Below are 13737 nucleotides of genomic sequence, written 5' to 3' on the forward strand. Positions count from 1 at the left end.
CGGCCGTGCACACGCAGGTCCGCCGCGACGACGCCGGCGGCTCACCGGCGACCCCCCGCCGCGTCGCCCGCGCCGTTCTCACGACGGCGGCCGTCGCGGTCTTCTGGCTACTGGTACTGCTGCCGCTCCTGTCCGGCACCCGCTGACCCCGATGCCGCCTCCGCCGCGTGCGCCCACCCGGGCCCGGGGACCGTACGGACGACGGTGCGACTCCTGGTCGAGGAGACGCCTGCGACGGCCGGCGGCAGGCGCTCACGGTCTTCTCGGCTCGTATGTGACGTTGATGGAGTACCGAAGAGGCCGCATTCGGCGAGACTACGGGCGACCGGGTCACATGTCCTCACGGGCCTTTCCGGCCGCTCAGGCGAGATCAGCCGGCGGGCCTGCCGAACCAGCGGGAGAGGTGGCCGTCCAGGTCCCGCTGATCGTCGCCGATCCAGGCGACGTGGCCGTCGGGGCGCAGCAGGACGCACGGAACATCCAGGTCGGCAGCGGGATCTGCGAGGTAGTCGACCCGGTCCGACCACCCGCCGGCGGTCAGGCGTTCGGTGCGGTCCAGCAGCAGGCCGCGGCCGCGGTGCAGCAGACCGTAGAGGTTGCCCTGCTTCACGTCGATGTCGCGCAGGCGGCGGCCGAGCAGGTCGGGGCCTGCGCCGAAGTCGTAGCGGATGCCGATCGCGGTGATCTTCTCGATCAGATGGCGGTTCACCTCGTCGAAGTCCATCAGTTCGGTGAGCAGCCTGCGCACGGCCCGAGGGCCCGGTCCGGTGGACAGCAGTTCCGTCTGGGCGCGGGTGTTGTCCAGCACGTCCTCGGCGACCGGACGGCGTTCGGCCTGGTAGGTGTCCAGCAGTGTCTCCGGCGCCCAGCCGCGGACCTGTGCGGCCAGTTTCCAGCCGAGGTTGAACGCGTCCTGAACGCCGAGGTTGAGGCCCTGTCCGCCGATGGGGGGATGGATGTGCGCCGCGTCGCCGGCCAGCAGCACCCGCCCGACCCGATAGCGTTCGGCCAGCCGGGTGGCATCCCCGAAGCGGGACAACCAGCGCGGGGAGTGCACGCCGAAATCGGTTCCGGCGATGGTGCGCAGCCGTTGTTTGAAATCCTCGAGGGTGGGCGGTTCCGCGCGGTCGCCGACTCCCGCGGCGGGGACGACCACGCTGTGGACCCCCCCGCCGAAGGGCCTGAGCCAGAAGGGCTGATGGGTCTCGCCGATCTCGGCCACCTTGGCGGCGACCTCCTCCTGCGGCACCCCCACCTCCATCTCGCCCATCAGCGTCTCGGTCCGCGAGGGCTCGCCGGGGAAGCCGACGCCGAGCAGTCTGCGCACCGTACTGCGCCCGCCGTCGCAGCCGATGAGATAGCGCGCACGCAGCCGTTCCCCGCCGGCCGGTTCGACGGTCACGCCCTCGTCGTCCTGCTCGAAATCGGCCACCGTGCAACCGCGCCGGACCTGCGCACCCAGCCCGATCGCATGCTCTTCGAGCAGGCGTTCGACGACCGGTTGCGGGATGCCCAGCAGATAGGCGTATGCGGAATCCAGGCCCTTGGGCACGGGTTTGGCGATGGCGGCGAAGAAACCGCCGGCCGGACGCCGTCTTCCATTCCGGAGAATGCGATCCAGCAGTCCGCGCATCGCCATCAGTTCGATGCTGCGAATATGCAGCCCGACGATGCGGGTGAACGACTTGGGTTCGGTTTCCTTCTCCAGAACGAGCACCCGCACGCCGTGCAGCCGCAGTTCGGCGGCCAGCATCGCGCCGGTCGGCCCGCACCCGGCGATGATCACATCGAACATGGGCGCGCGATCGCCGTCGGAGGCGGGCGGCCGGGGTCCGGGGGCGTCGCCCCCGGTGGAGTCGCGCCCGACCGTTCCGTTCGACGGCGGTCCGGCGGGGAACTGCGGAGAGTGCATAGGTGTTGCCTTTCGGGAGTGCCTTGCCAGCGCGGCGCTCCCGGCGACACCTACGTCAATCGCCGGCCGTGACGGGGAGGGGGAGCACCCACATCGATACAGCGTTCACGGGGCTCACCTCCTCGGGCGGTGTCACGGTCGACTGCAAGCTACAAGTCCGAGCATCACCCCGTCCAATCCTTTTCCAGCCACGTGTCCTCCGTGGAACCCGGTGCGGATCTTCTCGAATTCACGGCGGCGACTCGGGCCGTGGTGGCGGCTGCGCTGCTCGCAGGCCTGAGACCGGCCCCGGAGGATCCGCGGTGCGCAGTGGCACCCCTGCCGTCTGGAATGCTCACCGAGCTGGCCGCTGATGCGGTTACGGCTCTGGAACGGGCACATTCCCCAGGAAGCGACTTATGGGAACAATGGTGTGAGGCGGGCGGCTACGACCGCGTGTGGAGCGAGTTGACGCCCGCGCTGAGGACGCTTCGCGCCGTCGGCGAACCCGACCAGGACCGCTTGTTCTGAGAAGGGTGCGCTACATTCCGAGCGGCTGGGCCGGGTGACCCGTGAGACCGTATCCGCCCTGACAGGGGACATGGTGAACGCGTTGATGCCGGCGTTCGGGGTGGTAGGGGTCCTGGTAGCAATGAAGAAATTTCCAACGAAGTAGCTCCTGGCCTGCTGTAACTCTGAACCTCATGGCTAAGGTCTCGATTCACTTACGGTGTGGGCCATGAGCGACGACAGCCCTTAATTCGGATACGGCGCGGGAGGCCGTCTGTTGTGGATGGTGCGAGCTTGGGACGCTGAAGCCGTCCGGATGGTGCTGCGCACGGCGGGACGGCGGGGATGGGGCTGTAGCCGTCATCGACGTAATCAGCGGGAGTTCAGCGAACGCTAGGGCGGGTTCGTCGTCGAGGAGGGGGACACCGGAGCACCGTTCCTGGTCAGCGGGGCTACTGCAACCACCTCGGACGGGCGCGCCTCGGTCCGGGGACGGCCCCGGCGCGATGCAAGCGCAACAATCTTCACCGGAGGTGTCGTATCGGCCTGGCCGCCAATCGTCTTGCTGGTAAGGCCGGTCAGCAGGCCGCCCGGCAGGGCGACGGACGAGGAGATCACCATCCGATCACCACGCCGGAGCGGCGGCTGTCACCGAGCCGGGACAGATCAACGATTCCCCGAAACGGAGCAGGTCATGAACCCGACGCTGAACACGATCGACATCGTGGTGTCCGATATGCAGGCCGCCATCGCCTTCTACGCCCGGCTCGGGCTGGAGTTCAAGCTCGATCCGAACACCGCCGAGCACGCCGCCTGCGACCTGCCGGGCGGGTTGCATCTGATGCTCGACACCGAGGCCTTCCGCACTCCGTTCCTGCCGGGCTGGAGCGCGCCGAGCGGCGGGCCGCGCGCCCTGCTGTGCTTTGAGTTCGACTCCCCGGCCGGGGTGGATGCCAAGTACGCCGAGCTGACCGAGGCCGGCTACCGCGGCATCGCCGAGCCGTTCGACGCGTTCTGGGGGATGCACTATGCCACCGTGAGCGATCCGGACGGCACCGGCATCGACCTGTACGCCGCCCTGCCCGCCACCTGAGCCCCGCTCCCGCACAGCCCCGACAGGAGGAGGCACACATGAAGTACGTGCTGATGTTCGTCGAGACCGAGCAGTTCGCCCAGGACCTGGAGGCGATGGACGAGGCCGGGCGGGAGGCGGCCTTTGAGGCGGTGGGCCGCTGGTTCGCCGAGCACGCCGACAAGATCACCCACCACACCCACCTGCACCCGGTGCACACCGCCACCACGGTCCGACTGGACGGCGGCGCGGAGCCGATCGTCACCGACGGGCCGTTCATCGAGGGCAAAGAGGTGGTCAGCGGGTTCGCCGAGATCGAGGTGGCTGACCTGGACGAGGCGCTGGCCCTGGCGAGATCCTGGCCGGCGTGCCCGATCGTGGAGATCCGCCCCGCCTCATGACCGGCGAGACGGCCCAGGCGGCGAGCGGCAGGCCACGGCGTGGGTGAGCAGGAGGCGCACGAGGCGCTGGCCCGCGTGGTGCGCGAGCACGCGGGCCGGCTGGCCGCGTGTCTGATGTCGCTGCTGGGTGACTTCTCCGCGGCCGAGGACCTGGTGCAGGATGCGATCGAGACCGCGCTCGAGCGCTGGCCGGTCGAGGGCGTTCCGGAGCGGCCGGACGCCTGGTTGCTGGTCGTGGCCCGCCGCCGGGGTCTGGACGTGCTGCGCCGCGAGTCGACCTACCGGGCCAAGCTCGCCCGACTCCAGTGGCCCCTCCCGGCCGAGCCGGACGAGCGGCTGCGGCTGGTCTTCACCTGCTGCCACCCGGCGCTGTCGCGGGGCGCGCAGATCGCCTTGACGTTGCGCGTGGTGTGCGGGCTGAGCACCGCGCAGATCGCCGCGGCGTTCCTGGTGCCCGAGACCACCGTGGCCCAGCGCATCACCCGCGCCAAGAAGAAGATCACCGAGGCCGGGATCCCGTACCGGATCCCGGCCGGCCGCGAGCTGCCCGAGCGGCTGGGCGAGGTGCTGATGGTCGTCTACCTGCTGTTCAACGAGGGATATCTGTCCAGCACCGCCGAGCGCGCCCAGGCCCGCGACCTGGTCGACGACGCCGAGTGGCTGGCCGCGCTGCTGAGCAACCTGCTGCCCAAGGAGCCGGAGGCGGCCGGGCTGCTGGCGCTGATCCGGCTGCACCGGGCACGCGGGGCGGCCCGCTTCGACGCCGAGGGCCGTCTGGTGCTGCTGGGCGGCCAGGACCGCACCCGCTGGGACCGCAGGGCGATCGAGGACGCGACCGCGCTGCTGATGCGCACCGCCCGCACCCATCGGCGGCCGGGGCCGTACCAGCTGCAGGCCGCGATCGTGGCCTGCCATGCCGAGGCCGAACGCTTCGAAGACACCGACTGGCACCAGATCGTGGTGCTGTACGACCTGCTGCTGGCGTTGGTGCCGTCCCCGGTCACCCGGCTGCACCGGGCCATCGCGCTGCGCCACGCCCGCGGACCGGAGGCGGCGCTGGCCGAGCTGGAGCAGCTGGGTGGGGCACTGGAGCGCTATCCGCTGCTGCACGCCACCCGCGCCGAGCTGCTGCGCGATCTGGGCCGCCACGCCGAGGCGTACCAGGCTGACGTGCGGGCGCTGGAGCTGACCGCCAACCCCGCCCAGCAGGCCCTGCTGGAGGAGCGCTTGCGTTGGGAGTGAGACGGTCCCGGCATTTCCGGCGGTCGCCTCCTCAGCGGTCGCCGGGGTGCCAGGGCCGGTCGGCTGCGGTGGATCGGGCATCGGCGGCCACCGCCAGGGCATAGGCCGCGCGGGGAGCGTAGGCGCTGGTGGGGCCCAGGTAGGTGTGGCCGGTCAGGTGGCACCAGGCGGGCAGGTCGATCGGTGCGGCCGGGTCGGCCGCGATCAGATGTACGGCGGTGCCCGGGGGCAGGCCGGTGACCAGGCAGCGCAGTTCGATCAGCAGCTGCACGCACCGCCGGTCCCCGCCGTCCAGCACTACCGGACCGCCTCCGGCGGGCTCGCTCACGAGGCGACCGGCAGCTCGGCCAGGCGCCATTCCAGCATGCCCTCGGCCAGCCGGGCCGCGCGGCGTCCGCGGGCGGTCAGAGCGCGCACCGCCTCATGGGCCATGACGCAATAGGCGCCCCGGCAGTAGGCGACGATCTGCCCGTCGGCGGGCAGATCGGCCAGCCGGTCGGCGAGTTCGTCCAGCGGGACCGAGACGGCGCCGGGGATGTGCCCGGCGGCGTATTCGGCGGCCGGGCGCACGTCGATCACGGTGACGCCTCCGGCCTGGATGCGCTCCAGCAGCTGCTCGCGGGTGACCTGCTCGGCGTCATCGGCTCCCAGGTAGGCGGTGCGGGCACGCTCGGTCTCGGCCAGATGCGCGGCGGCGACGGCTCGCAGCTGCGCCCACAGCGCGGCCACATCGGTGCCGGCCAGTCGGTAGAAGACCTTGGTCCCCTCTTTTCGGGTGGCCACCAGCCCGGCCTGGCGCAGCACCTGCAGGTGGTTGGAAGCGGTGGTCAGCCCCAGCCCGGCCGCAGAGGCGAGGGCCTCGACCGAACGCTCCCCTTGGGCCAGCAGGTCCACCAGCTCCAGCCGCTTGCTGTTGGCCAGCGCTTTGCCGACCGAGGCGAAGGTCTCGAACAGCGCCGTCTTGGCGGTCGTGTCACCCATTTGACAATCCTCCAAATATCTCTGGAATACTGTAACTATTAGTGAGCGGAGAAGCAACATGATCATTCCGATTGTGGACGAAGGGCTGGGCAACACCTCCTACCTCCTCGATCTTGGCGACGGCCGGGCCCTGGCGGTGGATGCGAGCCGGGATCTGCGCGCTCTGCGCGCCGCCGCCGAGCGGCGCGGCCTGAAAGTGGCGTTCGCCGCCGACACCCATCTGCACGCCGACTTCCTGTCCGGCGCGCTCCAGCTGGCCGCCGACGACGGCGCGACCGTGCTGGCTTCGGCCGCCGGGATGCGGGCCTTCGAGCACACCGGCCTGGCCGACGGCGACGAGGTCGACCTGGGCGGCCTGGTCCTGCGGGCCCTGGCCACCCCGGGGCACACCGGCGAGCACCTGGCCTTCGTGCTGCTGGACGGCGCGGCGCCGCTGGGGGTGTTCTCCGGCGGATCCTTGATCGTCGGTGCGGCCGCCCGCACCGACCTGTCCGGCCCCGAGCAGACCGAGGCCCTGGCCCGCGCCCAGTACCGCTCGCTGCAGCGCCTGGCCGCGCTGCCCGACGAGACGGCGCTGTGGCCCACCCACGGCGCCGGCTCGTTCTGCTCGGCCCCGCCCGGAGCGGAGCGCACCTCCACCATCGGCGCAGAGAAGACCGGCAACCCGCTCCTGCGCGCGGACGGCGAGGAGGCGTTCGTCGCCGCGCTGCTGGGCAGCCTGGGCAGCTTCCCGCCGTACTTTTTGACCCTGCCCGAGGCCAACCGCCTCGGTGCGCCCCTGCTGGACGGTGTTCCGCAGCTCGCGCCGCTGGACGCCGAGGCGGTGCGCTCCCTGCGGGCCGAAGGCGCCGTGGTCGTGGATGTGCGGCCGGTGCGCGCCTTCGACGCCGCGCACATCCCCTGCGCGGTCTCCATCCCGCTGCGGGCGCAGTTCGCCTCCTGGCTGGGCTGGCTGCTGGATCCGAGCGCGCCGTACGTCATCGTCCGTGATCCCGGTCAGGACCCCGGAGAGATCGCCTGGCAGGCCGCCAAGATCGGGTACGGACCGGCAGCCGGGGAACTGGCCGGCGGCATGAGCGCCTGGGACGGTCCCACCCAGAGCATCGACCTGGTGAGCGCCGACCGGCTCGACGGCCTCCGGGTGCTGGATGTGCGCCAGGACACCGAGTACACCGAGGGCCACGTCCCCGGCGCGGCGCACCTCGAGCTCGGCTCCCTGCCGTCCTGCGCGGATGCGGTGCCGGATGGGCCGGTGGTGGTGATGTGCGGGCACGGCGAGCGCGCCATGACCGCCGCCAGCCTGCTGGCGCGTACCGGCCACCGGCAGGCGCGGGTGCTGGAGGGCGGCCCCGAGGACTGGGCCGCAGTCACCGGGCGCGCCCTCGCGGAGGGTGAGAAGTGAACGCCCCCACCCCCACTCCCGTTCCCGCCGCGGCGGGCATCCGGCTGGGCCTGGCCGCCAACCTCCCCCAGTTCGTGCTGCTGGTCGCGGTCAACGCGCTGGTCGGCGGCATGCTCGGTCAGGAACGCATCACGCTGCCGCTGCTGGCCGACAGCGTGTTCGGCCTGTCGGCCTACACCGCGACCTTGACCTACATTCTGGCCTTCGGCGCCACCAAGGCGATCACGAACTTCTTCGCCGGCACGCTGTCGGACCGCTACGGCCGCAAGCCCGTGCTGGTGGCCGGGTGGCTGATCGCGCTGCCGATCCCGGCCATGCTCGCCTGGGGTCCCACCTGGGGCTGGATCGTCGCGGCGAACGTGCTGCTGGGCATCTCTCAAGGGCTGACCTGGTCGACGACCATCATCATGAAGATCGACCTGGCCGGGCCCGCGCGGCGCGGCCTGGCCATGGGATTGAACGAGGCCGCCGGGTATGTTGCGGTGGCGGCCACAGCGCTGGCCACCGGGTATCTGGCCGAGGTCTACGGGCTGCGGCCGGCGCCGTTCCTGCTGGGCGCCGCCTACGCCGCGCTCGGGCTGGGCCTGTCGACGCTGGTCGTGCGGGAGACCCGTGAGCATGCCCGGGCCGAGGCCGCTGCCCATCCCACGGGGGGCCACCACCACGCCGATCTGTCCACCCGGCAGATCGCCTGGCGCACCAGCCTCACCGATCGCTCGTTGTCGGCGGCCAGCCAGGCCGGAATGGTCAACAACCTCAACGACGCCCTGGCCTGGGGCATCTTCCCGATCATCTTCGCCACCCGCGGCCTGTCGGTCGCGGAGATCGGCGTGCTGGCCGCACTGTATCCGGCCGTGTGGGGGTTCGGGCAGATGGCCACCGGCTGGTGGTCCGACCACGTGGGCCGCAAGCACCTGATCACCGCCGGAATGCTCCTGCAGGCCATCGCCATCGCCGCCGTCGCGCTCGGGGAGTCCTTCGCGATCTGGGCGCTGGCCCAAGTGCTGCTCGGCGCCGGCACCGCGCTGGTGTACCCCACCCTGCTGGCGGTCATCGGCGACGTCGCCCATCCGGCCTGGCGGGCCCGCGCGGTCGGCGTCTACCGGCTCTGGCGCGACGGCGGCTTCGCGATCGGCGCGCTGCTGGCCGGGATCATCGCCGATCTGTGGAGCCTGAGCGCGGCCATCTGGACGGTCGCCGCCCTCACCGCCGTCTCCGGCCTGGTCGTGGCGGTGCGCATGGCCGAGACCCACCCGGAGAAGAGGCGATGAGCCATCCCGGCCTGGCCGGCGGGCCGATCTACCTGGACTACAACGCCACCACCCCCGTCGACCCCCGCGTGGTGGAGGCGATGGAGCCGTACCTGACCCGGTGGTTCGGCAATCCCTCCAGCGGCCATCCTTTCGCCGAGCAGCCCCGGCAGGCGCTCGCTGCTGCTCGCGCCCAGGTCGCCGTGCTGCTCGGCGCCCGGCCGGCGGAGATCGTGTTCACCGCCTCGGGATCGGAGGCGAACCTGCTGGCCCTGCGCGGCGCGGCCCTCACCGGCCCGCGCCCGCATGTGATCACCCAGGTCGCCGAGCATCCGGCGGTGCTGGAGACCTGCCGGGCGCTGCAGCACCTGCACGGGGTATGGGTGAGCACGCTGCCGGTCGACGGCGACGGACTGCTGGCTCCGGCCGTGCTGGCCACCGCCCTGGACGAGCACGCCGCATCCGCCGGCGGGCCGGTGCCGGTGTCGGTGATGGCCGCCAACAACGAGACCGGCGCCCTGCAGCCCATCGCCGAGCTGGCCGAGCTCGCCCACGCCCATGGGGCGCTATTTCACTGCGACGCCGCCCAGGCCGCAGGGAAGATCCCCCTCGACGTCGCAGGTCTCGGGGTGGACCTGCTGAGTGTGGTGGGGCACAAGATGTACGCGCCCAAGGGCGTGGGCGCGCTGTACGTGCGCGAGGGCGTGCGGTTGGAGCCGGTCGTCTACGGCGGCGGCCAGGAGCGCGGGCTTCGGGCCGGCACCGAGCGGGGCGGCGACCTCATGCGGACCGCGGACCCTCGCACCACGGGCCCGGACGGGCCCTCTCGGACGCCTCCGGCGGCGGTGGTCACCGTCCGTTCGGCCGACACGCAGGGAACCCGTTGACCCGACCTTGACACGCAACTTATCGTAGTCATGTTTTTACATAGAGTAGTCACGTGGGGATTGCGATCCTGCAGGTGCGCCGACCGGAGGGAGAGCGCGCCGTGGGTGAAGGACGTTCCGTCGCCGTGGGTTTCCGGAGGCCGAGGGAGCCGCCACCGATCTTGTGCTCGGTGGAACCGGTGATCGATTCAGACGGTCCCTGCTGACCGGCGCGCCGTCCCTCGGGATCGATGCCTCGGCGGCGCCGGCGGAAAGCCGCTCCCGTCCCGCCGCCGGGTGACGGCGGGACGGGAGCGGCCGCGGCCTGCGCAGCGGTCGGCTCGGCACGTGGCCGCTCGCCAGCGAACCGGTCAGTAGTGAAGCGATGACCAAGGAGGTCAGACATGACCAGGCGACGCCGTAGAGGGACCACGCGACGGATCGGCGACCTGATCGAGGACGTGCTCGACCGCGCCAGCGATGTCGAGTACGACCTGCGCCGGGCCGCCCGCAAGGCCGTCGAGCACCGCGACGGCGACGGGGACGGCGACGACTGGGACGGCGACTGGGACTGGGACGACTGCTCCGACGACGAGATCGAGGAGATCCTGGACGACCTGGTGGATCTGCTGCGGAAGCTGCGCCGCTGCGACAGCCCCCGGGGGCGCAGAGGCTCCCGGGACCGGTCGCACGAGCGCGGACCGGGCCGCTCCCGAGAGGGCGTGGACGACCTCGCCGACCACATCGCCAGGCTCGGCCGCAAGGTCGACGGGCTGTCGCAGCAGGTACGGGCGTCCCGCTCCGACAGTGAGGCGGATTGAAGAGGCGGCGCAGGACGCCCGACGATGACCGGCGGGTTCCCCTCAGGTGATCGGCAGTCCAGGCGGTTGCGTCTGAGGAACGACGGAGAGCTCTACGACCTCGACGAGCGCCGTGCCGTCGATCTTGAAGAGCTGTGTGACGACGTGCGGTCCGGGCGCCGTTTCCGGGCCTACCGTCAGCACACGGGGGCCGAATGCACCAACGAGGTGCTGGTGGAGATCCTGCGCATGGCGCTGCCTGGTTACCCGTACGCGGCTCCGGACGCGCTGCCCCGGCCGCCGCATCGGGCTCCGCCGGAGACGGCCGGCCCGGCCGGCGGGTCGGCGGACGGGCGATCGCGCCCGCACCGGCCCGGCCGTGGTGCCGGGGGCGGCGCCGGGGACGGGCACAAGGAGAAGCGGGGGTCCTGGAGTGGAGGATTCGGAAATCCGGCGTGACGGCCCCGGCCTCGATACGCAGGTGACCGGCAGGGTTCGGCCTTGCCGGTCACCTGCGCGGGGGCTGCCGCCTGTTTGCCGTCAGGACGGGCCCGAGGCCTGGAGAACCGGATGAGTTCCAGGCGTTTGCTCACCGTGGCCACGGTGCTCACCGAGCTCGCCGGCGCCGAACTGGCCAGGGCTCTGAGGGCGCGTCGGCGGTGCGAGGCCGGTGGCCATGACGATCAGGCCGCGGCGCAGGCCGTCCGGCTGGCGCTGGAGCGGTTGGGCCCGTTCTATGTGAAGACCGGGCAGATGCTCTCGACGCGTCCGGACATCGTCTCCCCGGCGACCATGGCCGAGCTGGCGAAGCTGCACGATCATGTGTCTGCGGCCCCTTTTTCGATCTTCGAGCCGGTGCTGGCCGCCGAGCTGGGACCCGGCTGGGAACGCCGCTTCGATCGGATCGATCACGCGCGGCCTCTGGGGTCCGCGTCGCTGGCCCAGGCGTACGGGGTCGTCCTGCCCGGAGGCGAGCGCGCGGTCCTGAAGATCCAGAGGCCCGACATCCGTTCCCTCGTGCTCGACGACATGGCGATGATGCGCAAGGCCGCCCGGCTGGTCGCGAAGGGTTTTCCCGACTTCAACGCCGTGATCGACGTCGAGTCCATGCTCAACGTCATCTTCGACGCCATGGAGGCGGAGCTCGACTTCACCATCGAGGCCGCCAACATGCGGCGGGCCCGGGCCCTGGTGGAGGAGTTCGAGTATCTCGACGTGCCGGAGGTGATCTGGGCGACGCCGAAGGTGCTGGTGCAGAGCCTGGCGCCCGGCCGCTCCATCCGGGAGGTCGACCGGGACTCGCTGCCCGAGAAGCAGCGGGTCGGCATCGGCCGCGATCTGCTGGCGTTCATGTACCGCGGCTATTTCGTGGACCGGTTCTTCCACGCCGACCCGCATCCGGGCAACATCCTGGTCGCACCGGGCGAGAAGGCCCACCTGATCGACTGGGGAATGGTCGGGCGCGTCGACCGGCGTATGAGCATGACGATGATGACGGTCTTGCTGAGCCTTGCCCACAACGACGGGCCCGGCCTGGCCCGCGCCTGGGTGGAGCTGGGCAAGGCCACCCCGTGGGCGGACATCGCCGGGTTCGCCGGCGACATGGCCATCCTGGTGCCCAAGATCGCGACCGCGTCGTTGGAGGACCTCGACTTCGGCGTCACCTTGACGTCGGTGCTGAAGTACTCCACCCGCCGCGGCATCCAGACCAGCCCGGTGGTGTCCCTGCTGGGCAAGTCGTTCGCCAACATCGAAGGGTCGGTGCGGTACCTGGCGCCGGAGCTGGCGCTCACCGAGGTCTTCGAAGAGGAACTGCGCGACATCCTCATCCGCCTGGCCGCCGAATCCGTCTCGGAGATCCAGGCGGCTCGCACGGCGCTCGACCTGATGATCGGCAACACGCTGGCGCCCGAGCAGCTGCGCGGGCTGATGCGGGATGTGGCCAACCGGGACTTCACCGTGCGCGTCGGCTCCCTGCGGGCCAGAGGTGCCCGGCCCGGCCGCGCGGGATCGAAGAGGCTGCTGGCCGCCGCCCTCACCGCCGGCGGCCTGCTGTGGTGGTCCCGGCACCGGAGCGCCCCCTCGCGCGGCCTGTGATCCGCGTGCCGGCACCGCGCCGCGCGGTCAGTGCGGCCGGTCAGGTGTGGCCGGTCACAGGGCGCGATCCCACCACCAGGCCACAGCCGGCAGGGACAGCGGCGTGTCGTCCAGAGGCCGCTCGGCCCAGGTGATGGGCGTCTCCCCGGCCTCGCCCGGGACAGAGCCGCGGCTGAGGTAGCGGGGAACGCGCAGGCCCCATTCGGCGTTGCCCCGGATGCCGTGGGCGAGTCCGTCGACGTAGCAGCGCGCGGCGGAGCTCAGGCGGGGCAGCGTCGCCTCCCGCAGCCGCAGGAACCGGCACAGGATGCGGTCGCGCAGGCAGGCGGCGGCGTGCACGGCTTCGGCCAGGGAGCCGGTGTGCCGGCTCAGCAGCACGGTGTAGATGTTCTGGTCGGCCTGCCGGCGGCTCAGCTCCTTGGCCAGCGAGTGGCGGTCGTTGTCCAGTGCCGCGGTCGCGATGGCCATCTCGGTCAGCGCGCGCAGGACGGGGCTGTCCATCTCCGCGGCGGGGACCTCCAGGCCGTTGGCGATCTCGAGCATGGCGAACGTCGGCTCTCCGCCGGCCGAGTGCAGGCGCATGGTGAGGTAGTCCTCCAGGCCGGGCATGACGCCCGCCTCCTGGTTGGCGATCTGCCAGCTCACCCCGGCCAGCCAGGCCCGGTGGGCGGAGACGAACCGCTGGAACTGCACCGGGGCGGCCGTACGGCGAAAGCGCGCCGCGACGTCGTGGAGGGCCTGGGCGTAGGCGTCGTCCGCCTCGCTCGGGCAGGGGCGCTCCAGCGCCCGCTGCACCCGCGCGGCCATGGGGACGAACGCGGCGAGGTGGCTGCTGAAGTGCCCGGCATCGCAGCGGGCGTCGTCGAAGGCGAACCCCCAGTACACCCACAGGACGGCGGAGAGCAGCGGGTCTTCGCCGGCGTGCGGGGCGAACCGGGCGTAGAAGTCGGCGCTCCTGGTCGCGATCACCCAGGCGCGCTCGCGAGGGTCGGCGCAGAAGCCGGCCTCGTCGATCCAGGCGATGGCGCGCCGTTCGACGCGCCGGGCGGCGGGATTGATCGCCGAGTCGATCGGGCAGAACAGCGGCGGTGGTCGGAGGTCGTCGGTGATGCGGGCGAGGTCCGCGGGCGACAGGGGCGCAGAAGCGCCGACCTCATACGGCATGGATGTCTCTCCTGGTGGCGGGGCGAGGTGCTGGGCGGGTGCGGGAAGTCAGGGCGCTGCC

The 13737-nt window shown here is 71.6% G+C and carries 14 protein-coding genes; 10 read left to right on the forward strand and 4 right to left on the reverse strand.

Features of this window, described 5'->3' with window-relative positions:
* Positions 1 to 5: 5 nt before the first annotated feature.
* Positions 6 to 146, forward strand: a complete 141-nt coding sequence (locus tag FHS22_RS32085) for a hypothetical protein (protein ID WP_184947938.1) — start codon at positions 6 to 8, stop codon at positions 144 to 146.
* Between the two features lie 224 nt (positions 147 to 370).
* On the opposite strand, the gene rox is transcribed toward FHS22_RS32085, so the two are convergent.
* Complete coding sequence (gene rox / locus FHS22_RS32090) at positions 371 to 1795, reverse strand: rifampin monooxygenase (protein ID WP_221474383.1); 1425 nt, start codon at positions 1793 to 1795, stop codon at positions 371 to 373.
* A gap of 318 nt (positions 1796 to 2113) precedes the next feature.
* On the opposite strand from rox, the gene FHS22_RS39715 reads away from it, so the two are divergent.
* From FHS22_RS39715 to FHS22_RS32105, 4 genes are all read left to right on the forward strand, one after another.
* The gene (locus FHS22_RS39715; protein WP_377297462.1) at positions 2114 to 2422 is read left to right on the forward strand and encodes a DUF4259 domain-containing protein; all 309 of its coding nucleotides are present in this window, start codon (positions 2114 to 2116) and stop codon (positions 2420 to 2422) included.
* Between the two features lie 673 nt (positions 2423 to 3095).
* Positions 3096 to 3494 (forward strand): VOC family protein, encoded by a 399-nt coding sequence (locus FHS22_RS32095; protein WP_184947940.1) that lies wholly within the window; start codon positions 3096 to 3098, stop codon positions 3492 to 3494.
* 38 nt (positions 3495 to 3532) lie between these two features.
* Positions 3533 to 3874: a YciI family protein gene (locus FHS22_RS32100; RefSeq protein WP_184947941.1), complete on the forward strand. Its 342-nt coding sequence runs from the start codon at positions 3533 to 3535 to the stop codon at positions 3872 to 3874.
* Between the two features lie 39 nt (positions 3875 to 3913).
* The gene (locus FHS22_RS32105; RefSeq protein WP_184947942.1) at positions 3914 to 5116 is read left to right on the forward strand and encodes an RNA polymerase sigma factor; all 1203 of its coding nucleotides are present in this window, start codon (positions 3914 to 3916) and stop codon (positions 5114 to 5116) included.
* Positions 5117 to 5147: 31 nt separating this feature from the next.
* Here FHS22_RS32105 and FHS22_RS32110 read toward each other — a convergent pair whose 3' ends face one another.
* Positions 5148 to 5444, reverse strand: a complete 297-nt coding sequence (locus FHS22_RS32110; RefSeq protein WP_338048047.1) for a sulfurtransferase TusA family protein — start codon at positions 5442 to 5444, stop codon at positions 5148 to 5150.
* The gene (locus FHS22_RS32115; RefSeq protein WP_184947944.1) at positions 5441 to 6097 is read right to left on the reverse strand and encodes an ArsR/SmtB family transcription factor; all 657 of its coding nucleotides are present in this window, start codon (positions 6095 to 6097) and stop codon (positions 5441 to 5443) included. Before FHS22_RS32115 ends, FHS22_RS32110 begins: the two co-directional genes overlap by 4 nt.
* A gap of 58 nt (positions 6098 to 6155) precedes the next feature.
* On the opposite strand from FHS22_RS32115, the gene FHS22_RS32120 reads away from it, so the two are divergent.
* The 5 genes from FHS22_RS32120 (at position 6156) to FHS22_RS32140 (ending at position 12512) form a co-directional block, all read left to right on the forward strand.
* A complete protein-coding gene (locus FHS22_RS32120; RefSeq protein WP_184947945.1) occupies positions 6156 to 7499 on the forward strand; it encodes an MBL fold metallo-hydrolase in 1344 nt (447 codons plus the stop codon).
* Complete coding sequence (locus FHS22_RS32125; protein ID WP_184947946.1) at positions 7496 to 8770, forward strand: MFS transporter; 1275 nt, start codon at positions 7496 to 7498, stop codon at positions 8768 to 8770. Before FHS22_RS32120 ends, FHS22_RS32125 begins: the two co-directional genes overlap by 4 nt.
* On the forward strand, positions 8767 to 9636 hold the full coding sequence (locus FHS22_RS32130) for a cysteine desulfurase family protein (protein ID WP_184947947.1): 870 nt from the start codon (positions 8767 to 8769) through the stop codon (positions 9634 to 9636). The genes FHS22_RS32125 and FHS22_RS32130 overlap by 4 nt, the downstream gene beginning before the upstream one ends.
* Before the next feature lie 383 nt (positions 9637 to 10019).
* Positions 10020 to 10436, forward strand: a complete 417-nt coding sequence (locus FHS22_RS32135) for a hypothetical protein (RefSeq protein WP_184947948.1) — start codon at positions 10020 to 10022, stop codon at positions 10434 to 10436.
* Positions 10437 to 10985: 549 nt separating this feature from the next.
* A complete protein-coding gene (locus FHS22_RS32140) occupies positions 10986 to 12512 on the forward strand; it encodes an ABC1 kinase family protein (RefSeq protein ID WP_221474384.1) in 1527 nt (508 codons plus the stop codon).
* Between the two features lie 54 nt (positions 12513 to 12566).
* Here FHS22_RS32140 and FHS22_RS32145 read toward each other — a convergent pair whose 3' ends face one another.
* Positions 12567 to 13676, reverse strand: a complete 1110-nt coding sequence (locus tag FHS22_RS32145; RefSeq protein WP_184947949.1) for a terpene synthase family protein — start codon at positions 13674 to 13676, stop codon at positions 12567 to 12569.
* Positions 13677 to 13737 lie beyond the last annotated feature (61 nt).

Origin of the sequence: Thiemannella venezuelensis, from assembly GCF_014203605.1 — a bacterium.
GTDB lineage: Bacteria > Actinomycetota > Actinomycetes > Streptosporangiales > Streptosporangiaceae > Planomonospora_A > Planomonospora_A venezuelensis.

What these genes read in the sequence shown, in the direction of transcription:
- FHS22_RS32100 (WP_184947941.1), top strand. Translation starts at nt 3,533, where the DNA reads ATGAAGTACGTGCTGATGTTCGTCGAGACCGAGCAGTTCGCCCAGGAC.
- FHS22_RS32140 (WP_221474384.1), top strand. Translation starts at nt 10,986, where the DNA reads ATGAGTTCCAGGCGTTTGCTCACCGTGGCCACGGTGCTCACCGAGCTC.
- FHS22_RS32130 (WP_184947947.1), top strand. Translation starts at nt 8,767, where the DNA reads ATGAGCCATCCCGGCCTGGCCGGCGGGCCGATCTACCTGGACTACAAC.
- FHS22_RS32095 (WP_184947940.1), top strand. Translation starts at nt 3,096, where the DNA reads ATGAACCCGACGCTGAACACGATCGACATCGTGGTGTCCGATATGCAG.
- FHS22_RS32145 (WP_184947949.1), bottom strand. Translation starts at nt 13,676, where the DNA reads ATGCCGTATGAGGTCGGCGCTTCTGCGCCCCTGTCGCCCGCGGACCTC.
- rox (WP_221474383.1), bottom strand. Translation starts at nt 1,795, where the DNA reads ATGTTCGATGTGATCATCGCCGGGTGCGGGCCGACCGGCGCGATGCTG.
- FHS22_RS32135 (WP_184947948.1), top strand. Translation starts at nt 10,020, where the DNA reads ATGACCAGGCGACGCCGTAGAGGGACCACGCGACGGATCGGCGACCTG.
- FHS22_RS32120 (WP_184947945.1), top strand. Translation starts at nt 6,156, where the DNA reads ATGATCATTCCGATTGTGGACGAAGGGCTGGGCAACACCTCCTACCTC.
- FHS22_RS32115 (WP_184947944.1), bottom strand. Translation starts at nt 6,097, where the DNA reads ATGGGTGACACGACCGCCAAGACGGCGCTGTTCGAGACCTTCGCCTCG.